Raw genomic sequence first — 21816 nt, 5'->3', positions numbered from 1 at the left:
CGGATCAGCTCCTGAACTCAAAACATCAGCCGTCAGTCTAGCAGCGGCTGACGCCTTTGTTTCATGAAGAGTCTTTAGCTAGCCTGAATCAATAAGCACCGCGAGCAAGCAGTACTGCAGGCACAGTGGCGAGCAACAAGCGAATATCCATCCATAAAGAACGCTCATGGATGTATCGGATGTCCAACTGAACCTGCTCATCAAAAGGAATATCGCTGCGGCCACTAACCTGCCAGATGCAGGTGATGCCCGGTTTTACAGACAAACGCAGGCGATCCATCGCCGTGTACTGGGCAACTTCTGCAGGCACGGGAGGTCGTGGGCCGACCAATGACATCTCGCCGATCCACACATTCCAAAGCTGGGGTAGCTCATCGATAGAGGCCTTCCGGATAAAACGACCGATGCGCGTGATGCGGGGATCATGTTTCATCTTGAAGGTCATTCCACCGTGCATTTCATTGTGCGCCTGCAGTTCGGTCTTCCGCGCTTCGGCATCGGTGTACATAGAACGGAACTTCCAGCACTTGAATGGACGACCACGACGACCGATACGTGTCTGCGAAAACAGAACGGGGCCAGGCGACTCCAACTTCACCGCAAGCGCAGTCAGGAGCAACAGCGGAAACAGCAGTAACAAAGCGACAGAGCTGACCAGTAGATCAATGCTGCGCTTCACAATCGGGTACAAGCCGTCGTGCGCATCTCGCAACCAGCCGGTGTAGCTGCTCGCCAGTACTTGGGTGCCTGCGGTGATGACTTCACCGGGTTGGGTAAGCACAGACATTTTTGGTTCTCCCAAAAGACATCAATTTATCCATGCCAGTAACACAGCAACCCCCGTGCCATACAGGAAAATCTTTGTATCTTGTTGTTTTATATGGTTATTATACGCTTACGACAATTGCCGCATAATTAGCAGGGCAATCTCGTTGCAGATAAAGTTGCATTTTGCAATGCGATAAAAGAATGTATTCGAAGTGTTTGTCCAGAAGAATACAAGGACGCACCTAAAAGAGAGATAAATTATTGTTTTAGTTACACATTTCTAATAAGTATTGAAACTGGCACGCCAACTGCTCCGTGTACGGCACTGACTGTTAAAGGAACCCTTAACGATGCAAACACTGCAGCCCCAGCAAGAAGAGCTCAGCATGATCACCTGCTCTTATGCGCCAGACTTTAATCGCTGCGAACGCCTGTGCCTGTCCGTAGATCGCTGGGTAAGCGAAGAAATCATCCATTGGCTCGTGGTTCCCAAGCGCGATATCGCGCTCTTCAAGGCCCTCTCAAATAGCCGAAGAAATGTCGTGGCCGTTGAGGACGCAGTACCTGGTCGCTTCCGCCAACTTCCCGCCAGCAACAAGTGGTGGCTAGACAATAGAGGCTGGCCCGTACGAGGCTGGGTGATGCAGCAGGTCACCAAGCTCTCCGCCAATTTTGTTACCGACGCCGAGCTCATCATCTTTGCCGACTCAGACCTTCAGTTCGTTAAGCCCTTTAGCCGAGATGATGTCCTTAATAATGGCCAGCTGCGGCTGCATCGGATCGCCGGCGCCAAAGACAGCGGTGAACACCTCCAATGGCATCACAAAGCGGCGGAACTCATAGGAGAACAAAAGCAATACTTTGGTCACGATTACATCGGCCAGCTAATCACCTGGCGCCGTAGCAATCTCGAAGGACTTCAACAGCACCTGGAACAGCAGCACGGTCGCCCTTGGTATAGAGGCGTAGCCCGCGCATTCAAGGTATCCGAATACATACTCTACGGTGCTTACGTAGACGCCACAGTGGGCATCGACAACAGCGGACATTTTGCCTGCGACCAAGATTTAGTCCACTGCTGCTGGTTCAGAGAAGATGCCGACGCCCTAGCTGACGGCACCGAAGCTTTAAGAGATCACGCCTTCGCCGTTCTCCTTCAATCGAATCTAGGACTCAGCGATCAAGAAGAGCTGCAGATCATTCGCGGCCTTGACGCTTCGAGCTCACGTCCCCAGGAGGGACTCTCGTCATGAAAAAGTTGCTTTTCCTCACCCCGGAACTCCCTTATCCACCGCAGAGCGGAGGTAAGGTAAAGAGCCTCAAGCTTCTGGAAGCGCTGGCAGAGCGCTACGAAGTCACTTTGGTCTCACCACTGAAGCTTGACGATGCGGATCACCGTCCCGCATTTGAGGAGAAGTCTCCTTGCGTACAGCACATACACCGACGCGTGAACGTGCCTCGCTCTGCAAAAAGCCTGGTCGGCAGCTACCTTCGTCGCAAACCTTTGAACGTGCACCGCAGCTATGACGGGGCACTCGCCCAACAGGTCAGGCGTCTCGCGCCATCCCATGACGTCATATTTTTAGATCACTATGAGGTGTCCGCCTACCTCCCTGACAACTACCAGGGCCTTGTCGTTTACCACGCGCATAATGCCTACCATCAGATCTGGGATCGCTATGCGCGACTCCCCGGAAACCCCGCTTTTAAGCTTGCAGCCCTGGTAGAAGCGGGGCGTGTGCGCCGTGCGGAACAAAAAATTGCGGAGCGCGCGGACCTTGTCTTCGCATCCCCGAACGACGCAGAAATGCTGATAAGCAGCGGTATCGATGCGAGTAAGATCGCGCACACCTATCACCTAGGTGACGACAGTCAGCTGGAACTCCCGCCCCTCGAGTTCGCAGCGACAAAGAAGAAGCTGATGTACGTCGGCTTGCTGGGCTGGGAAGCCAATGTCGTGGGTCTTCTCTGGTTTATCGAAAACGTCTGGCCACGATTGCTCCAGGAGCATCCGGATCTTGAGTTCGATATCGTGGGTAAGAATCCCGATCAACGCTTACTGGACGCGGTCGCCATTTACCCGGGCATCCGCCTTCGAGGTTTTGTTGCAGACCTTCAAGAGGTCTACAAGGATTCTAGAGTTTCCGTCGCCCCTCTTCTGTTTGGCAGCGGAATGAAGGTTAAGGTCCTGGACGCCATGGCTCGCGGCCTGCCAACGGTAACAACACCCGTAGGCGCTGAAGGCGTCGACTACGTCAACAACCAGCATATTTGCGTTGCTCAGAATGCAGAAGACATGGCCATCGCAGCACTCAATCTGCTCAAAGACGAAGCTTTGTGGAACCGTGTTCGAGACGAATCCAGACAGCTAATCGCGGAGCGTTATACCTGGCGTCAACTTTTCTCCAGCATGCACGACGCCTTGGATCAGGCCCTGAAAAACAAGCAGGGTCGGACCGGAACTAAAGGTGAGATGGAAGATGTAATCGAACATGCCTGATAGCGCCGCCAATAGGTCGGCTCCCTCCGCACCGAAGCTCTCTGCCGCAGTGTGGAAGGCCGGAGCACTAGCGATAAGCCGCGGCACGGGGATGGCGGCGCAAATGGCGGTGCAAATTGCCGTGGGCGCCCTCGCAGGGCCTGCCGGTATTGGCACGCTGCAACTTCATATGGCCTGGGGAAGCCTCCTTGGAGAACTAGTCGGCGCGGGAGAGCCCACCCGCGCTCTTCGGGATCACTCACTCAATGGAAACTCAGGATCCGCTGTTAGAGCAGGGTTACTGAAAGCCAGCAAAACCATCCTGTTTTATGGCGCGCTACTAGGAGCCTTCGTGATCCTGCTCGTAGTGTCAGGACTGGCCGCTGTGCTCGAGCTAAGAACCGGCCCTCTGTTGATTTCGATCGTGATCTCCGCCCCACTGTTTGCATTAACTCGTTTATTCGCCGAAACCTTGAAAGCCCTGGACAAGGCAATGTGGGCCATAACCGTGGAAAACACCGTGATGCCCGTGGTGATTCTTGGGCTCTGTGCCCTCATAGCACTGGACATTGTTCCCGTGTCTCAGGGCGCCATCCTTTCATCCGCCGTCGCGGGACTGCTCCTCGGGCTGACTATGATGACGATCTCTCTACGACGTCGCTGGGAAACCACCAACGAAAGCCAGGCCACCGAGACCGACGGCAAAGCAGCCATCAGTGTCCGCGGTGAATCCATGCACTTTTGGCTGAATGGGCTGCTGAATATTGCGTTCCTACAACTACCCTTCCTGATCATGCCCTGGCTGGTGAGTGTTGAAGAAGTGGGCCGTTACGCCGTCGCCCACAAGTTACTGAATGTCATCACCACTCTGCTCATTTTGCTGTCGGCTGTTTACGGGCCCAAATTCGCACGTGCCGCCGCCGCAATGAACCCTCAGGAACTCAGAGCGCTACTCGCCACAACCCAGCGAATCTCTTTAGCCATTTTCGTACCCGCTGCGGTCATCATGCTGGCATTGTCCGAACCTTTGGCCAAGATTTTCAGTCTGAGTCCCGGAAGCCTGTTACCGCTACTCGCACTTTTGTGCGGGGGGCAGTTGATTAACGCGGCTACAGGTTTGTCAGGCGTACTTCTGAACATGAGCGGCGCTGCTCACCTCGAATTTCGCCTGCTCATCGCCAGCTGCACCGCCACAGTTGTCCTCGCGATTCCCCTGGGACTCTATGCGGGCGCCAGCGGTATTGCTGCTGCTATTGCTGCAGGAATCGCTCTGCGCAATATCAGTAGCTACCTGGCGGTGCGAAAGCACATCAACAGTCTGGGGACTGACTAACCATGAAAACTCTGGATTTCATTATTATTGGCGCGCAAAAGTGTGCGACGACAACACTCTTTGAACTATTGAGACAGCACCCCGGCATCAGCATGCCTCTTGAAAAAGAAGTGCCATTTTTTACCCACGAAAATTGCGGCGCTGACGATTGGCCCGCCTTTGCGACTCAGTATTACGACGGCGCCGACGGCAAACTTTGGGGAAAAGCCAGCCCCCAGTACATGGCCGACGAGCCTGTACCTGCGCGCATTGCCGCGTTAATGCCAAACACCAAGCTGATAGCCGTACTCCGTGACCCTATCGATCGTAGCCGCTCACACTTTCGCATGGCCGTCAGGCGCAACACTGAAACACGCTCCTTTGACGAAGCAATGAACGACCGATTGACGCCCGAAGCCCTCATTGCGGGGCGTGGCGGCCTCGCGCCCTCCCACAGCGAAGGCTATGAGTCCGAAAGTGACTTTTACCTGGTATGGAGTGAATACGGACGAATTCTGGCGAACTATCGGGAGCACTTTGCCAAGGATCAGTTGTTAGTGCTTTTCACCACCGAACTGGAAGACGAGCCCGACATGGTGTTCGAAAGAGTCCTCAGATTTCTCCAACTGCCCGGCGACTTCCAGCCCAAGGGACTGGGAGAGGTGATGCATGCGGGCGGTGGCGGATCAAAAATCCCCCACGGCCTCAGGGTATGGCTTCGGGAGCGCTCTATCGTCGGCGGCCTATGGAACCTTGTTCCCCCTCAGCAACAGGGCCGCATTCGATTTCTCTATGAGCGCTGGAACAGCCAGAAACAAAAGGATCCGCTACCTCTTGAGCCTGCGACGGAAGCAGCGCTTCGAGCACATTTTGCCAAGGATATAGAACTGCTCGAGTCGCTAGGCGTAACACCGCCGCACTGGGCAAAGGACTACCCAAACGACGTTAAAGAAAGAAATTGACGACATTGATGAGTGTAGATTCTCGCAAACTGCGAATAAGGCGCTCGCAATATGCAATTCACTTTGCATGTTGCGGGAGCGACGAACAACCATGGAGTAATTAAGTAACTGTTTTTTAAGACGTTTATGGCATTTCGAAAGTTGGCACTCCAAATGCTATTGTTATTGTATCCAGTTTTGAGAGAACAGAGCCGTGAACAATAAATCAGCCAGCCTTTGCCACAGCCGCCCCATCGGCAGCCTCGTTGCCGCACTGGTACTTCTGTCGAGTGCATACACAAACCCCGCTTTGGCTCAGGATGAATACATTCCTTTCATTGAGCCTCTGCAGGTCACCCAAAAGCGCGCCTATTACAATGCTGCGCCGGCGGGGCAAGATGAACCTCTCAGCGTTCCGACGACCCCGATCTCGGTCCCCTTAGAAGTTGTCGTCGACGAAGAGTCTCGCTTGGAGGCACTTGCTCGGGAAAAGCAGCAGGCATTGTCTCTCGAAGAAAGCGCTCAGGATCAGACTCTCACCGATGAGCTGGAACAATTTGGTTACTCTATCTTTAACCGATCACCCAGCACCTTTGCTCCGGTCGAAGGTATTCCCGTGCCATCGGACTACCGCATCGGACCTGGCGACAACATCGTCATTCAACTGTTTGGCAAACGTAACGTTCAGTACAACCTAATCGTCACCCGGGAAGGCAAGATCCTCATTCCGGAATTCGGCCCTATCACTGTAGGCGGTATGAACTTTGATGACGCTGAAACCCTGATTACCAGCGGTTTTGAGCAACGTATGATCGGTGCCCGCGCCGTAGTCACCATGGGTAAGCTGCGCACCATTCAAGTTCGCCTATCAGGTGACGTGCGACAGCCGGGTATCTACACCATCGGCGGACTCTCGAGTCTCATCGACGCACTATTGACCACCGGTGGCGTTGCTGGCACGGGAACGCTGCGTGACATCCAATTGGTTCGTGGGGGCGAAATTGTCACGCGCCTTGATCTCTACGAACTACTTCTCGCAGGTAAGAGCGATAGCGATGCCTTCCTTCGTCACAACGACACTATTTTTGTTCCCGCGATCGGCGACATTGTTTATGTAGGTGGTGAAGTTCAACGCCCTGCAATATACGAACTACGCGGCGAAAGCAGCTTGCAAGACGTGCTGGAAATGGCGGGAGGAATGCTCCCCACTGCGTCGCTGAGCGAATCACTTATTGAGCGCATTCGACAGGGTGGTAGCCGCACTGTTATCGACTTTCAATCCCCGGGGGCCGCACAAGACACCGCAGCCATTCTCTCTACCAAAATGCGCTCCGGAGATGTGCTGCGCATACTTCCACTGGAAGATCGATTGGACGCAGTGGTGGTTCTTGACGGTCATGTGGAGCGCCCCGGCGCGTACCAGTTTGAGACGGGCATGCGCGTATCAAACCTTCTCAGCGGCACGGACGCATTGCTGCCCGGCGTCGACATGAACTTCGCTCTTATTGAGCGCGAAGACCGCCGAAGCCTTCAAAGCTCTGTGATCTATTTATCCCCCAGAGCGTCTTTGGAGAACCCCGGTAGCGATAGTGACTACTTACTTCAGGCGCGCGATCGTATTCGCCTGTTCCGCATGAACGAGAGTCGCGCGGACGCATTGACCGCTCTGAGCGAGAAGCTAGCGCGCCAAGCAACCGACCCACGTGCAGCAAATTTGCTCGAACTGCGAGGCGCTATCCGCCACAGCGGCCAATTCCCCCTTGATCAGGGTGCTCGTCTTCTTGACGCCGTGATGCTTGGCGGTGGCCTGCAGAGTGGTGGCGATTACAACCACGGTGTTATCGCCAGAACGGAACTTCCCAGTCTTAACTTAAAAACAATGTCGTTCAGTATTGCTGCTGCGCAATTAGATCCCAGCGGCGATGCCAACCCAGTGTTAATGCCAGGAGATCGCGTGTACTTCCTTGGTGAAGACAGCGCTCGAAGCCAGCTCCTTGGCGATGAAACCCAGCGTCTCAAGGATCAGGCACGCTATGGTGATGTCGAGCGTGTCGTCAGTATTTTGGGCGAAGTGCTGAGTCCGGGAGAATACCCGTTGGTTGAAGACATGAGAGCCAGTGACCTGCTTTGCACGGCTCGCGGCCTATCGCGCCGCGCCGATGGCTTGAGCATGCAATTGTCCCGTCGCAACGAAAACGACGACAGCTTGCATCACCAATCACTGGACACACGCGCACTAATGACACTCTGCGCCGATCTACACCGTGCACAGCGGGGAGATTTGAGCGCAGCAAGCGAAAACATCTTCGAGCAGCGCTATGCAGATGACGCCATTAACCCGGTACTCACTCCTCGAGATCAACTCGCTGTTAGCCTGCAAACAGGCTGGAGCGAAACAGCGTCGGTGACCCTGCGTGGCGAAATCGTAAAGCCCGGCGTTTATGCCATTGGCCCAGACGAAACTCTTTGCGAGGTGCTGGAAAGAGCCGGCGGTCTGACAGAGGCAGCCTACTCCTTCGGCGCAGAGTTCACGCGTCAATCGGTACTCGATATTCAACAGGAGACTTTGGACGAGCTTCATGATCAGCTCGATGACCTCATGGTTGAGCTCTCACTGTCGCACTCATTTCGCAACGATGAGAAGTCTTCTCATGAGTGGGCCGGCAAGCAGGACACCCTGCGCGTTATCCAACAGCTTGAGCGTGCCGAAGCAACGGGCCGCATGGTGGTCGATCTAGATCGCGTACAGCGCTGCCGGAGTCGCGACGCACTGGCATTGGAAAACGGTGATGAACTCACGGTCCCGCGAATGCCTAACCATGTGCAGGTCGCCGGTCAGGTTTATGTCGCCACATCGCACCTTTATGACGAAGAGCGCAGCATTAAGGATTACGTAGAACTGTCAGGTGGCTCCACCGTACTTGGTCGTCTCGACCACACCTACGTCATTCAAGCGAACGGCGAAGTACTCAACCTTAAAGGTAAGCGCAGCTCGCGTACCATCGCCAAGAAAAACGTTATGCCCGGCGCACGTATCTACGTTCCTATCAACGTGGATCGTATGAATCCCACCGAGAAAGCACAGTCCTGGGTGAGCACTCTTGCCCAGGCGGCAATCCTTGCCGGCATCGTACTGTGAACGGAGATCCTGCAATGACTCAAGCTAACGACGTCGTGGCACCCCAGCATACCGCCGCCGCCAATCTCGATCTCATGCCCTTTGTGAATGCGCTCATTCGAGCCAAGTGGTTACTGCTTGCCGGATTAATTTTGGGCGCCGCCTATGGAACCTACCACTCCTTCACCACGCCCTATAGCTACGTAGCGGGGGCCAAGGTAAGTATTGTGGACATTGAGGACCCAGGTGGTGTGTCTCCCGATGACCGCCGAGCATCGGAAGTACTGACCTTGGTAGAGCACGGCTTCGTCATGGGCACCACCCGTGATAACTACAGTGAAGTCATGATGGCGAGATTGCGATCGCGCACCTTTACCCTGCACTTTCTTAACAAGCACAACATCTATCGCCACTTTTACCCTGCAAAGTGGTCCGAAGAAACACAATCCTGGAAAGATGGCTTCGCGCCCGATGTTGGTGAGAGTTTCACGCGTTTTCGCGATGAGATCCGCATGATCACCGTTGATGAAGAAACGGACATTATCACCGTCGCGATGCGCTGGCCCGAACCTGTTCTACCGCGGGACTGGGCAAATCTTTACGTGCAGACTTTTAACGAATACATGCGCGACCGCACCAAGGAAGAAGTGGTTCGCAAACAAGCCTTTTTGGAGTTAACCCTCCGCGAATCTGACGTCGTAGAAATCCAAAAATCGATCTATCGTCTAATTGAGGCTCAAACCGCCATCATGATGCTGGCAAATGCACGAGAAGAATACGTGCTCGAAATTATTGACCCAGCAGCCCGCCCCTATCGCAGCGTGAACATGTCTCGAAAGAAAAAAGTGGTGGTAGGCGGCATTGTCGGATTAATGCTCAGCACCTTCGCAGTGCTAGGCATCACCTTATTGTTGCAACTCTGGAGCAGCTTCCAAACTGCCCGCAGCTTGCACCTTCAAAATAACACCACGAATACAGATATTTCCTGAGGTATCACCATGAGCTCTCTCACTTATAACCCCGGACGCGATTGTTTCAATTCTTTAGGTATTCCGGTCGACAATCTCACCCTCGACAGCGCTGTGGAGAAAATCATCGCTATGGCGTCGGCGAAGGATGGGCGGGCGCGTCTTGTATCCACCCTAAATGCAGACTTCCTGGTGAACTGCTTAGGTACGGCTCTCTCCCGTCCACGCCATCCGGAGCTTCTCGAGGTATTGCGTAGTTCAGACCTGGTTACCGCCGATGGATTTCCTATCGTTTGGTTAAGCCGTCTTCTGGGCAGACCCATACGCGAGCGCGTCTGCGGCTCAGATCTCGTACCAGCAATTGCTGAAAGAGCAGCCCAGGAGGGTCTTTCGATTTTCCTTCTTGGGGGTGCTGCCGGTGTGGCCGCTGAGGCAGGAAAGGTCCTCGAAGCCTGCTATCCAGGCTTAAGAATTGCGGGAACAGCAGCGCCTTTTGTAAAAACCACGGGTCGTGATTTAGCCTCGTCAGCAGAGGACGACCGTGAGCTCCTGGAGGAAATTCACGCTTCTAAAGCAGACATACTGTTAGTGGGCCTGGGAAATCCGAAACAGGAGCTCTGGTTCAATCGCAATCGAAAGCAGCTTAAGACGCCGGTATCTATCGGAGTGGGCGGCACTTTCGAATTTGTAATCGGTACGGTTCGCCGGGCGCCGGCCGCGTGGCAAGCCATGAACCTCGAGTGGGTGTACCGAATTCTTCAGGACCCAGGTCGCCTTTGGAAGCGCTACAGCAAAGGACTTTTCAAGCTTAGTGCGCTTGCGGCGCCCGTAATTCTCCAGCGCGTGAGGGAAACCTTTCAGTTCGGCGAAGCGACGCTTCCCGGCACAAACAATCTCCCCTGGCAACGGCTGTGGTCTTCTCGCGACCAATCCATCGCTCTGCTCCCCCTGCCACGTCGTGTCGGCGATGAGTATCTTCAACGCGTCGTCGAAGATCTCGCAAAAGAAGTCGACGCCGGAGAGTTACGCATCCTCGACTTCTCTGAGGTAAAGCATATCGAGCTCAGCGCCCAACAAGAATTGTTCAATCTGGCAAGTCTGCTCCACAGTCAACGAGATCAGATTCAGCTTATGGGCATGTCCACACAAGTACGCCGACAACTCACCGCCGCCCGACTTATGGATCTTTTAGAGAACGATAACGGTGGCACGATCGATAGCCTTGCCGGCCGAAGTGATGGGGCTGCGTCATTTACTTGCCAGTCCTATGCGCTAAAAGACGCGACGCTATCGATGCTGTCGGGTCGTGTGAATCGTGAGTCCCTCAGCGAAATCGGCTTTGTAGAATGCCTGTTGCACGGTGCTCGAGATCGCCACTGCATCATCGATTTTCGCAACGTAGACCTTCTGGAAAGCTCAGGCATTGCAGAACTTATGCCGCTGTTCACTCACTCAGGGGAAGCTGGCTCGGCGGTGTACCTCAGCGGCGCTGGCCACAACATCAAGCAGATGCTGCGCATGGCGGAGATAGAGAGCACCGCGGAAATCATCAGCGATCGACAGCTCCTAGAGCGCATTAGCAAGGAGAGTCTCGAGGGTACGACCGGAGAGAGCCGCGGTGGCTAAACTGAGCGGCGTCTATATTCTTCTGCTCAACTGGAATGGCTGGCGAGACAGTATTGCCTGTCTGGACAGTCTGCTACCGAACATTCATGACGGTGCGCGAGTCATTGTGTGTGACAACCAATCGTCCGACGACAGTCTTGATTATATCCAGGCATGGTCCCGCGACAGCATCTCTGCCGAAAAGCCGGAACAGCCGCGTCTGGCGAGCCTCCAGAACCAAAATCTCCATAAACCCATCACTCAGCTCATTAGCCGAGAGCAGGCCGAAAGTGGAGAAGCTGATCCCAGCGCGCAACTGATCCTCGTGGATAACGCCGGAAACCTGGGCTTTGCCGCAGGAAACAATGTTGGGCTCCGCTTTGCGCGTACGCAAGATGATATGACCCACCTGTGGCTGCTCAACAACGACACATTGGTTGAATCCTCCTGCGCTGCCAACATGCTAACCAGGTTACGGGAGCACCACCGTCCCGCCGTGTGTGGGTCGGTTATTCACTTCTTCGACGACCCCACGGTAGTCCAATGTATCGGGGGCAACCGTTTCGATAGTGTTCGCGGTCGTGCAATGGAGTCAGAGGGGCGCTATCTGAATGAGGATGAGTTACCTCCGATCGCCGCTATAGAAGAACAGCTGGATTACCTCACCGGGTGTTCGATGTTGCTTCCCCGCGAGTTTTTGGAGACTGTGGGGCTGATGAACGAAGCCTACTTCCTTTACTACGAAGAAATTGACTGGTTCACCCGGGCAGCAAAGCGTTTTGATTTGCTCGTGGCGAAGGACGCGCGACTGTATCACCGTGAAGGCGGCAGCATTGGCTCGCGCAGCTGGAACCGAGGCCCTTCCTTAGTCTCAGACACACACATGTTTCGCAGTCGTATCTTCTTCATGAAGACCTACTACCCACAGAACGCCTGGCGCTGCGCAGTTAGCAATTGGCTCGACGTATTGAAACGCATCATCAAAGGTCAATGGCGTAATGCGTCCGTGATTGCACGGGAAATCATTAATGGCGCGAGGAGCGCACAGTCTCAGTCATGAGCCAGCGGGCGCAACCGACGTCGCCGTTTCAGCTCAGTCTGAATCCGGTGATCTACGCCGCAATATTCATGGCCACCTTTGCGGGCTGTCAGGGCGGCCGCTACTACATGTCCAACCGCCTGCAGGAGCTGGGCATCGCCTGCGCACTGCTGCTGTTTGTCATGGGCCTTTGGCAGGGACTGTTTCGGCTTCAACACAGTGAGTGGAAGCGCTGGGTGCTGTCCCCCATCATGCTGCTGGGCGGAATCATGGGAATCAGCAGCGTTGTCTTCGTCATCAACTATTCAGGAAGTGTCTTGTACAGTGTGTTCTCTGCAAGAGAGTTCCTTCTCGCGTTTGTCGGCCCGGGTATTTATCTGCTTGTTCGCTGCGGCCTTCCGCTAGCTCAGGTCGAACGCACCATCTGGTTTGCGCTGTTTGCACTCATGGTGAACTACCTGATCTTTTACTTCACCATGGATCTTCGCGCTGCGTTTTTCTCTTCAGATCACACGGTAAGTAACCTCGTGACTTACGACGCATGGCGGGGCTTTCGACTCAAGCCGCCGTTGTTCGCAATCATGGTCGCTTTGCTAGGGTCCCTCGCTTTGCTCTTACAATCCCGTGGTGGCTCTATCAAAACAGCGGCTATCGCCAGCGTCGCCCTCGCAGTCTATATCTGGAGCATTGTTCTCTTTCGCTCTACGCTCGCCACCATGATTTTGTCGGTGATGCTCTACCCTATCCTCATATCCCATCGGAACCGACTCAAACTGATCGTGGTCATGGCCCCCCTCGCAATACTGGCTATTCCGGTGATCGGAAGCATGGCAGTAGAAAACTTCATGCAAGCAGATGGCGGGAGTATTCGTGCGAAGGCGTTTCTCAAAGCTATCGAGCACATCGCTATGCATCCTATTTTGGGGGCCGGAGAAGACAGCGCTTATGGACTCTCCTATCAGGACATTGTCGCAAAGTTTTTCTTTCCTTCGGATCTGGGGCTAATCGGTGTTACCTACAAATATGGGATCGTTGGAGTGATTCTGTATCTCACCATGCACGGAAAAATTTGGTTGCGGCTTTGGGCCGCGAATATGGAGTGCAGAGACACCGACGGGCGTATCAACCCTCTACTGTGGGGAATGTTGATTTTTATGACGGCGCAAACGTTCAATCTGGCGCTCAACCCTGGACTTGCCTATGCGCAAGGGATAACTCTAGGCAGTCTCGCGCTTTCTCTAGCCAGTTTGCACCGCGTGCGCTGTGCCAACGTGATCAAGCACACATCCTCCGCCAATACCCTTGCACCGTCGCACAATCTGCCCATACTGGGGGCCTGAATGACAATGGTGTTCATGATGACTCACAGAAACGCGGGTTCCGTCGGACTAGTAAAATGACAGATGCTCTCAAGCTATTGATGGTCGAGGATAGTCCTTCATTGGCTGCGATTTACAACGCGTATCTGGCCGAAGAAAACTATCAGATCATCACTGTGGATTCGCTGGGACGTGCGCACGCTACGCTCGATGCATTTGTACCCGACCTGGTACTCCTCGACATAGAACTACCTGACGGTAACGGTATTGATTTTCTAGATCATACGATGACCCTCGACACACCGCCCAAGGTTGTCGTTATGACTGCCCACGGCACCTCGGATATGGCGGTAAACGCGATCCAGATCGGTGCCTCCGACTTCCTTACCAAACCTTTTGATGCTGCGCGACTCAAAGTCACTCTGGGCAATGCTGCAGCCCAGCTCGACTTGGGTAAGCAGATAGAGGAGCTATCGAGTAAGCAGCGCAAGAGCTATGCAAACTTTATCGGCGCCTCGAATGCGATGCAGACCGTTTATCAAACCATCGACTCTCTCGCGCCCAGTGATGCAACCGGCTTCATTGTCGGGGAGAGTGGTACGGGCAAAGAGCTGGCTGCCGAGGCGATACATGCGCACAGTCCGCGCTCAGGAAAAGAGTTCGTAGCGATCAATTGCGGTGCCATACCTGGTGAGCTCATGGAGAGTGAGCTTTTCGGTCACGTAAAAGGCGCATTTACCGGCGCAAGTGCTGCACGTGAAGGTGCTGCCAGCATAGCTAATGGCGGCACGCTGTTTTTAGACGAGATCTGCGAAATGGATCTCGAGCTACAAAAGAAGCTACTGCGATTCATACAGACCGGCACCTTCCGAAAGGTCGGTAGCAACACTTTGGAGACTGTGGACGTTCGCTTCGTATGCGCCACCAATCGCGATCCCCTGGTCGAAGTTCGAGAAGGCCGATTCCGCGAAGACCTGTTTTATAGACTGCACGTTGTGCCTCTGCGACTTCCACCGCTGCGCGAAAGAGATCGGGACATCTTATTGATTGCTAGACACTTTCTGGACATCTATGCGAACCAGTCTTCTAAGAACTTCACCAGCTTTTCCGCGGCCGCAGAGGAACAAATGCTCCGCTATGTGTGGCCCGGTAACGTACGGCAACTGCAAAACGTCGTACAACAAGCCGTAGTCCTCAATCAGGGCGAGCAAATTGAAATCGACATGCTAGCCCTCGATGTTCATCAAGGCTTAGTCGACGACGCGGAACGGGAAGACAATACATCGCCGAAAGATAAGGCATCGACCACAGAATCTGAGCAGGACGATCTCGCCAAGCGCCGAGCGATCAAACCCCTTTGGATGGTCGAAAAACGCGCCATTGAAGCGGCGGTAACCGCCTGTGATGGCAACATCAACCGAGCCGCAGGGTTGCTTGAAGTGGCTCCGTCGACGCTTTATCGCAAGCGCCAGGCATGGATTAATGAAATCGACGTCGATGAGTAAATTAGCTACGAGGATTACAACGTGTACGGTCTGATCAATAGCGCACTTCAGGATATGGTGGTCACTCACTTTGGTGAGGAGAAATGGAAAGAAGTGCACAATCAATCGGGTGTGGCTGAGGACTCCTACCTCACTATGCGTCGCTATGACGACGAGTCGACCTACAAGTTGGCCGGTGCCGCATCAGAAGTTCTGGAAGCACCTATCGAGACTTGCATGGAGATGTTCGGTAAACACTGGGTAGACGAGATAGCCACAAAAAACTTTGCCCCGCTTATGGATGCCACCGGCAATGATACGGTCAGCTTTTTGCACAACCTCAACAACCTCCACGACCGCATTGCCAGTACATTCCTTGACTATGTACCACCAGAGTTCCGCGTCGAAAATATCGACAAAGAGGCGGGCAGGTACTTTGTTCACTATTACTCTGAGCGCAAAGGTTTGACGTCTTTTGTTACGGGGCTGCTGGGCGGGCTAGCGGATCACTTTGGGGACAAGCTCGAGATTTTTGCCGTCTCCATCGATGAAGATGGAAAAGGTACGCACAGCGTATTTGAACTGAGCATCCAGTGAAAACAGAACCCAGACTCGCATGGTCACAACTGGAAAAGCTGTTTACCGCCATTTTGTGTATCAATGACGATGGCAAAATTCTGTATTCCAGCGAAACGCCCCGCCGCTACTTGCCTAGCCTAGATGTGGGATCCCAGTTTTTTGATTTTTTCAAACTTCTGCGCCCCGCCGCAGCACGAAGCATTCCTGAAGTTCGGGAGCACCTCGCATCGCTGTTCCTTGTAAAGAGCGTCGATGAGCGCTTTGCCATGCGCGGCCAAATGGTCGAAACCACATGGCAGGGAGAGCCCATCTTATGTTTTTGCGGTGCTCCCTGGGCTTTCTGGATGAACGCGCACTGCCCGGATACCAAGCTTGGTATGGCAGATTTTTCGCCTCAAGACTCCCAGCTCGATCAGCTTTTTTTGATGACCACCGAACAGCGCATGGTGAGTGATCTTGAAAAGCTCAACGGAGAACTGCAAGAAGCGAAACAGAACACCGAGCTTGCACAGGCAGCGAAGAGTGCCATGTTTGCGCGTATGAGCCACGAGATGCGTACGCCACTGAACGGTGTGGTTAGCGCGCTATCTCTTATGGGCGATCACAAGATGACTCCAAAAGCTCAGGACCTCCTTGATCTTGCCAATAGCTCCTCACGCAACCTTTTGCACGTCATCAACTACGTCTTAGATATCTCAAAAATCGAAGCTGGCGATGAAGTGTTTGAAAGTACCGTGTTTGAACTCGCGCTGCTCATGCGAAGCGTCGCTGATATTGTTCGAGCTCGCGCAGTAGAAAAGGACCTGCAGCTTTTGTGGTCAGTAAGTCCTCTTCTTGGAAACCTATACATTGGCGATAAGGCAAAGCTGCGTCAGTGCCTTCTAAACCTCATTACCAACGCTATAAAGTTCACCGAGTCGGGCAGTGTGACAGTGCGCGCACTGCCATCAGCTAGCTCCGGAGAAAACTATGTCCGATTCGAAGTAGAGGACACCGGTAGTGGCATCAGTGCGGAAGACAAGCAGCTGATATTCGAACCGTTTTGGACCGGCAGCTCTGAGGCTCCCGATCAAGATAGAGGGACTGGACTGGGTCTTGACCTAGTACGCCGTTATGTTGAGGTTATGGATGGCACTTTAGGCGTGACTTCTCACCAGGGAAGAGGCTCACTCTTTTGGCTGGAGATACCGCTGGAACCGGGTACCGAAGAAAACCTGTCAGCGCCGGAAGGCGGCGCCGTCACTGCTGATGTGCCAGAGCGATTTAAAGGCACTGTACTTCTGGTCGATGACAATGCAACGAATATGCTGCTGGGTCGCATGATCCTTGAGTCTTTAGGCGTCACCGTTGAAGAGGCCTGTGATGGTGCCGTTGCGGTAGAGCGAGCGCTGTCGGAGACCTTCGACCTGGTGCTCATGGATCTGAACATGCCGATAATGGACGGCGTGGTGGCGACTACCAACATCAGAAAACAACGCAGTGTAGATGAGCTCCCCATTGTTGCTCTCACAGCCTATGCCAGCAGTGAGGAGCGAGACCGTTGCTTGAGCGTTGGCATGAACGATTACCTGACAAAGCCCATCGTCCGAGGTCGACTTGCTGAGCAACTAAATCGCTGGCTAGCAGCGGATAGCGATGCAGAGCCATTCTCACAGGCCCACCCCGAAGACGCAGAAATCCCAGAGCAGACTGAGGGTGATGCTACCGACGCTCCTCCGGAGCTGGCAACGGGCGTTCTTGATGAACTTCGCGAACAGATAGGCGAAGCGAGTCTGGGCGCGGTACTGGATCAGTTTGAAGGTGAAGTACACAAGCGCTGGGAGAGTTACGTAAGGGCGTTGGCAGATGGAGAACTCAACGCCATGGTTCGCGAAGTACATACTCTCGCCAGCACCTGCCGCAGCCTGGGCTTAGCAAGAGCAGGCGAACACTTTGCAGCGCTGGAGACGCAGATGCGTAACAGTGATGCTCCACCAACAGAAGATTTGTCGATATCCGAAGGCTTACTTCAAAGTGGCCTCGGAGCTTTAGCGGAGTTTCGTAAAACCTAGTTGCCTGCCCTTCGGTGGTGTCTGCTAGGCTGAATTTAGGCTGGTTTTTTAAAGGATCGTAATCATGCGTGTCATTCTCTGGATACTCGCCGTCCCCGTAATCTTGATCGTGTTAGCAGCGGTCCTTATACCGCTCTTTCTGGATGAGAAAGCGCTGGTCGATATTGTGGCAAAACAGTTAAAGGACGAGAGCGGCGCCGTGCTTCGCGTCGACGGCGATGCATCTCTCTCGCTGTTTCCCAAGGTCGCCTTGTCCGCCAGCGATGTAAGCCTTGAGGTCCCCGAAAGCAACACTCAGATAGTTGCGAAATCACTATCCGCAGGCGTTGCTTTAATGCCGTTGCTTTCAAGTAGCGTCGAGATAGACAGTATTCAAGTGCAGGGCCTGACTGTCACATCAGAAGCCGCCGATGAGGAAGCAGCAAAAGCAGAAGCGACAGATACCTCGACGCTAAGTAATGCTGAGCTTGAGAAGTTTTATGCGCTCCGAGCGCAGGCACGTGTCAAAGCGCAGGCAGAGGCTGCCGCGACTGTACTAGCCGCACCCCTGGCGTTAGAAGTTGGCGAGCTGTCCCTCAGTAACATTCGATTGATTACGGTAGACAGTGCTGGCATAGCTATTAGCGAACTGCAATTGCGACAACTAACCGCGAGTGACCTAAACCTCGATGGTCGGGTAGTGCCTTTGACAGGAGACATTATTATTCCCTCGGGCACTGATGCACCTCCCATGGAAATCACTCTGGCGGGGGAGTTCAGGACCGACTTGGATGCAGAAACACTGAATCTGGATAGTCTTAACATCCGCGTCACGGGCACTACTCCAGATGCCATTACCCTGGGATTAAGCGGTGAATTTTCACTGGATACGCAGGTAGCAGACCTAAATATCGAGCTGCAAACCGGCGACCTTACGGGCAGTGGCACCCTTCGCTACGCCAGCTTCGAAAGTCCCCAGATCGACGCCGATCTCGCGCTAACAGAACTCAACCCGGCACTTCTTATTCTCGCCGGACCGGACGCAAGCGCAGAAGGCGCTCAAGATGCTGCTTCCTCAGACGGGGACGCACCGCTGCCCCTCAACGCACTTCGCATGATAGACACACGCGCGAAGCTTCGTATCGACACCGTTGTTCTCGACGCTCACAAGCTCACCGATGTTAGCGCCGCGCTGCGGATGGTCGACGGTGTAGCAACGCTCGACCCCGTATCTGCGCAAGTACACGGCGGTGATATCAATTTTTCGGCCGTGTTCAACGGGCGCTACAACGTTGCCACGCTGGCAACAGAAGGCGGGGTAGAAGCACTGGATGTCGCCCAGGCTGTTTCCGCAATGGAACTAGGGATGGAAGCGCGAGGAGCGGCCAACCTCGAATGGTCACTCAGCGGTTCCGGCGCAAGCAGTAACGCGCTGACCCAATCCCTCACAGGCCCCATCAGCTTCACAACCCAGGACATCACCCTTGCAGGCATTGGCATGGAGCAAATGTTCTGCAAAGGGGTGGCGCTGGTAAATCAGGAAGCGCTAAGCGCGGAGTTTCCCGCAGACACGCGCTTTGAAGCCTTGGAAGCAGAGATTATGCTGACCGACGGGGTAGCCACGCTCAATCCGCTTACCGCACAACTCGCTGCGGTTGGACTGAATGGGAATGGCACGCTGGACTTGGATTCTCAGGATCTTCGCGCCAGCTTCCGGGCGCAACTGTCAGCTGCACTGGGCGAACTAGACCCGGCATGCAGAATCAACGAGCGCTACTCCGATTTGCGCTGGCCTGTAGAGTGCAAAGGCAACCTCGCCGATGACCCCGCTGGCTGGTGTGGTGTAAACACCAGCGAAATCATCAAAGACCTTGCGGAAGGTGAGTTGAAGCGCAAAGCCTCAGACGAGGCAGGCAAGCTGTTCAATAAGTTGTTTAGACGGGACTAATTCAACACGCGGTAACCGCGTCCACCGAGACAGCGCTTTACAACTCTGACTTTGTCACGCTCGCCCTCGGATAGCCCGCGGGCACCCCCCGTGATGGCGCCAACACCGGCGCCCTGGACGGCACCATCAGTGCTGTCACGAACGATAGCGCCCACGGCACCCCCGACAACCGCACCAGAAGCAGCGCCTCGGGCTGCCTTTTCACCCGTTCGCACCTCATCGGCATACACCTCACACTCCGCCTTATCAGCGGCGTACTTGGCCATATCCACGCCCTTGCGGTCGATAATGATCTCATCGGTCGTGGTGCAGGCGCTAACAAGCGTCAAGCACAACAATCCCAGTACGGGGGTAACTCGAACCGGCAAACCCATGGCGTAACTCCACTTTTAGCTGAATACGGGCTTGTACGCGTAAGAAGCCCTTATCTGTCGGACGCCAAAACGTCGAAAGGGTTCAGTTTTTCTCTGCGGCGACCAGCTCTCTAACGTCTTCAAGCAGCATCGCCGCATCAAAGACAATCCCGTCACGCACGGTATAGCGAACGCCGCCAACTCTCTCCACCGAGCCTGTCTCGCGGTTCAATCGACGATGTCCCGTGCCATACAAAAGCTTAAAGTTAGCCAAGGGGTTCTCGTCGAGGATCACTAAATCGGCCTTCTTGCCTACCTCAACCGTACCGATTTCTCGATCAAGACCAAGGAGCTCAGCCCCATCCAGCGTGGCTGCCTTGATCACTTCCAGCGGGTGAAAACCGGCCTCTTGGAGTAGCTCAAACTCACGTATGTAGGCAAAGCCATAGACCTTGTAGATAAAGCCCGCGTCAGAACCCGTGACCACGCGGCCGCCGGCATTCTTGTAATCGTTGACAAACTGCATCCAACGCTCGAAATTTTGTTTCCAGTCGATTTCTTTTTGGGTTGTCCAATCAAAGAAGTAAGAACCGTGAATATCTGGGTCTGCCTCAAAGGCCCTCGCCATGTAAGACGGTACATAGTCTTCCATCCAGTCAGCGTTGCGAACCCGCATGAGATCTCGATTGGCTTCATAGATAGTGAAGGTAGGCGACAGCGTGAAATCCAAATCTACGAGCTCGGCGATAGTTCGCTGCCAGGTTTCCGAACCGGGTGCGGCCGCCTGCAACCACAAACGCCCTGCTTCACCAAAACGATCCTGTTCGTTGCTGTAGTTGTAATCGTGGGGATAGTCCTGAATAACACGATCGTCGAACATGGCCTCCGGTAGGCCATACCAATGCTCCATGCTATCCAGCCCTAGTCGCGCGCTGTCCAGCACATTGGTCTGCACGACAGAAAGCTGCGCATGGTGATAGGACGTTTTCATGCCCAGACGCTTGGCTTCTTCCATAGCCGCCGCAAAGGGCTCGGCCCGAGCGCCACGAAATTTCACGCCATTCGCGCCGCGTTTACGAACGGCTTTTACCCAATTACGAGCCTCGTCGGCGGTAGCAGTAGAGGGCGGAAACATCGCATGGACACGCATGCGAGGAGCACTAATCTCCCCTGCAGCGGCCATTTCGCGATGCTTCACCGTCCATCCCAAACCCATTACTGCACCCACATCGCGTACCGTGGTAACGCCATGGGCGAGCCATAACTTAAGTACATACTCGGAGTCTGTGAGAGCACCGGCTTGAGCGTGCCCCGGTGTACCGAGATGGGTATGCGCATCCACAAAGCCCGGCAACACATAACCGCCGTCGACATCAATGACCTCAGCGCCGCCCGTCTCAGCATCGCCACCGTGACCACCATGGATAGAATGAATGCGGTCGTTCCGCACTTCGATCGTCACGGGGCCTCTTGGGGGCGCGCCATTACCCACTACCAGCATCGCATTTTTTATGAGTAGCCGATCAAAGGGGCCCCGAGCCTCATCGCCGCGAGGCGGCGCCAGTTTTGGCGGAGCAAAGCCCGCTGCGAGCGCGCCGGCAATGTTTTCCTCCCCAGGTTCAGGCCTGCTGTCTGCCGCTATAGTAGGCAGAACCAATAGCGAACTGACCAAGACAAAGGCAGTTGCTACCGAGCGTCGCATAACAATGGAAGTGCGCAGTGCGGGCATGGAGCTTTCCTCACGAGTTATTTCTTAGGATCTTACAAGAAAACATAGGTCGATTTTCCAGTGGTAGCAATACCGCCGTTATACTGCGACCTCGAATTCAATTTCCGAACCACCGCTCGAGGTGGTGAAACCCAGCTAACGACC

General features: G+C 54.3%; 16 protein-coding genes. 13 read left to right on the top strand and 3 right to left on the bottom strand.

What is annotated here, in order from left to right; translation table 11 throughout:
* Positions 1-88: 88 nt before the first annotated feature.
* Positions 89-787 carry a sugar transferase gene (locus R0137_RS04280; protein WP_407328816.1) on the bottom strand — a complete coding sequence of 233 codons (699 nt, stop codon included), beginning with the start codon at positions 785-787 and terminating at the stop codon, positions 89-91.
* Between the two features lie 331 nt (positions 788-1118).
* Between R0137_RS04280 and R0137_RS04275 the strand changes: the two genes are divergently transcribed.
* The 13 genes from R0137_RS04275 (at position 1119) to R0137_RS04215 (ending at position 19590) form a co-directional block, all read left to right on the top strand.
* The gene (locus R0137_RS04275; RefSeq protein ID WP_407328814.1) at positions 1119-2021 is read left to right on the top strand and encodes a DUF6492 family protein; all 903 of its coding nucleotides are present in this window, start codon (positions 1119-1121) and stop codon (positions 2019-2021) included.
* A complete protein-coding gene (locus R0137_RS04270; RefSeq protein WP_407328812.1) occupies positions 2018-3268 on the top strand; it encodes a glycosyltransferase family 4 protein in 1251 nt (416 codons plus the stop codon). Before R0137_RS04275 ends, R0137_RS04270 begins: the two co-directional genes overlap by 4 nt.
* The gene (locus tag R0137_RS04265; RefSeq protein WP_407328811.1) at positions 3261-4580 is read left to right on the top strand and encodes a lipopolysaccharide biosynthesis protein; all 1320 of its coding nucleotides are present in this window, start codon (positions 3261-3263) and stop codon (positions 4578-4580) included. The genes R0137_RS04270 and R0137_RS04265 overlap by 8 nt, the downstream gene beginning before the upstream one ends.
* Before the next feature lie 2 nt (positions 4581-4582).
* On the top strand, positions 4583-5521 hold the full coding sequence (locus tag R0137_RS04260; RefSeq protein WP_407328809.1) for a sulfotransferase domain-containing protein: 939 nt from the start codon (positions 4583-4585) through the stop codon (positions 5519-5521).
* Positions 5522-5714: 193 nt separating this feature from the next.
* Positions 5715-8639, top strand: a complete 2925-nt coding sequence (locus R0137_RS04255; protein WP_407328807.1) for an SLBB domain-containing protein — start codon at positions 5715-5717, stop codon at positions 8637-8639.
* A 14-nt stretch (positions 8640-8653) separates the two neighbouring features.
* Positions 8654-9607, top strand: a complete 954-nt coding sequence (locus R0137_RS04250; RefSeq protein WP_407328806.1) for a chain-length determining protein — start codon at positions 8654-8656, stop codon at positions 9605-9607.
* Positions 9608-9616: 9 nt separating this feature from the next.
* Positions 9617-11212, top strand: a complete 1596-nt coding sequence (locus tag R0137_RS04245) for a WecB/TagA/CpsF family glycosyltransferase (RefSeq protein ID WP_407328804.1) — start codon at positions 9617-9619, stop codon at positions 11210-11212.
* Positions 11205-12251, top strand: coding sequence for a glycosyltransferase family 2 protein (locus R0137_RS04240; RefSeq protein WP_407328803.1), 1047 nt, complete (start codon positions 11205-11207; stop codon positions 12249-12251). The genes R0137_RS04245 and R0137_RS04240 overlap by 8 nt, the downstream gene beginning before the upstream one ends.
* Positions 12248-13570 carry a hypothetical protein gene (locus tag R0137_RS04235; RefSeq protein WP_407328802.1) on the top strand — a complete coding sequence of 441 codons (1323 nt, stop codon included), beginning with the start codon at positions 12248-12250 and terminating at the stop codon, positions 13568-13570. The genes R0137_RS04240 and R0137_RS04235 overlap by 4 nt, the downstream gene beginning before the upstream one ends.
* 56 nt (positions 13571-13626) lie before the next feature.
* Entirely contained in the window at positions 13627-15054 is a 1428-nt protein-coding gene (locus R0137_RS04230; RefSeq protein ID WP_407328800.1) for a sigma-54-dependent transcriptional regulator, read from the top strand.
* Between the two features lie 21 nt (positions 15055-15075).
* Entirely contained in the window at positions 15076-15630 is a 555-nt protein-coding gene (locus R0137_RS04225) for a heme NO-binding domain-containing protein (protein ID WP_407328799.1), read from the top strand.
* A complete protein-coding gene (locus tag R0137_RS04220; protein ID WP_407328797.1) occupies positions 15627-17663 on the top strand; it encodes an ATP-binding protein in 2037 nt (678 codons plus the stop codon). Before R0137_RS04225 ends, R0137_RS04220 begins: the two co-directional genes overlap by 4 nt.
* Positions 17664-17727: 64 nt before the next feature.
* Entirely contained in the window at positions 17728-19590 is a 1863-nt protein-coding gene (locus R0137_RS04215; protein WP_407328795.1) for an AsmA family protein, read from the top strand.
* On the opposite strand, the gene R0137_RS04210 is transcribed toward R0137_RS04215, so the two are convergent.
* Positions 19587-19964 carry a glycine zipper domain-containing protein gene (locus tag R0137_RS04210; protein WP_407328793.1) on the bottom strand — a complete coding sequence of 126 codons (378 nt, stop codon included), beginning with the start codon at positions 19962-19964 and terminating at the stop codon, positions 19587-19589. The two genes, R0137_RS04215 and R0137_RS04210, sit on opposite strands and share 4 nt — an antisense overlap.
* Positions 19965-20046: 82 nt before the next feature.
* A complete protein-coding gene (locus R0137_RS04205) occupies positions 20047-21672 on the bottom strand; it encodes an amidohydrolase family protein (RefSeq protein WP_407328791.1) in 1626 nt (541 codons plus the stop codon).
* Positions 21673-21816 lie beyond the last annotated feature (144 nt).

It is taken from the genome of Congregibacter brevis (assembly GCF_045689245.1).
Lineage (GTDB): Bacteria > Pseudomonadota > Gammaproteobacteria > Pseudomonadales > Halieaceae > Congregibacter > Congregibacter brevis.
Note: the sequence above shows the minus strand (reverse complement) of the source record. Positions and strands in the feature narration are given on the sequence as shown.

Bases quoted from the DNA above. Each gene is read 5' to 3' on its own strand.
- R0137_RS04210 (WP_407328793.1), bottom strand. From the start codon at position 19,964: ATGGGTTTGCCGGTTCGAGTTACCCCCGTACTGGGATTGTTGTGCTTG.
- R0137_RS04280 (WP_407328816.1), bottom strand. From the start codon at position 787: ATGTCTGTGCTTACCCAACCCGGTGAAGTCATCACCGCAGGCACCCAA.
- R0137_RS04205 (WP_407328791.1), bottom strand. From the start codon at position 21,672: ATGCCCGCACTGCGCACTTCCATTGTTATGCGACGCTCGGTAGCAACT.
- R0137_RS04250 (WP_407328806.1), top strand. From the start codon at position 8,654: ATGACTCAAGCTAACGACGTCGTGGCACCCCAGCATACCGCCGCCGCC.
- R0137_RS04235 (WP_407328802.1), top strand. From the start codon at position 12,248: ATGAGCCAGCGGGCGCAACCGACGTCGCCGTTTCAGCTCAGTCTGAAT.
- R0137_RS04215 (WP_407328795.1), top strand. From the start codon at position 17,728: ATGCGTGTCATTCTCTGGATACTCGCCGTCCCCGTAATCTTGATCGTG.
- R0137_RS04275 (WP_407328814.1), top strand. From the start codon at position 1,119: ATGCAAACACTGCAGCCCCAGCAAGAAGAGCTCAGCATGATCACCTGC.
- R0137_RS04230 (WP_407328800.1), top strand. From the start codon at position 13,627: ATGACAGATGCTCTCAAGCTATTGATGGTCGAGGATAGTCCTTCATTG.
- R0137_RS04265 (WP_407328811.1), top strand. From the start codon at position 3,261: ATGCCTGATAGCGCCGCCAATAGGTCGGCTCCCTCCGCACCGAAGCTC.
- R0137_RS04260 (WP_407328809.1), top strand. From the start codon at position 4,583: ATGAAAACTCTGGATTTCATTATTATTGGCGCGCAAAAGTGTGCGACG.
- R0137_RS04270 (WP_407328812.1), top strand. From the start codon at position 2,018: ATGAAAAAGTTGCTTTTCCTCACCCCGGAACTCCCTTATCCACCGCAG.
- R0137_RS04245 (WP_407328804.1), top strand. From the start codon at position 9,617: ATGAGCTCTCTCACTTATAACCCCGGACGCGATTGTTTCAATTCTTTA.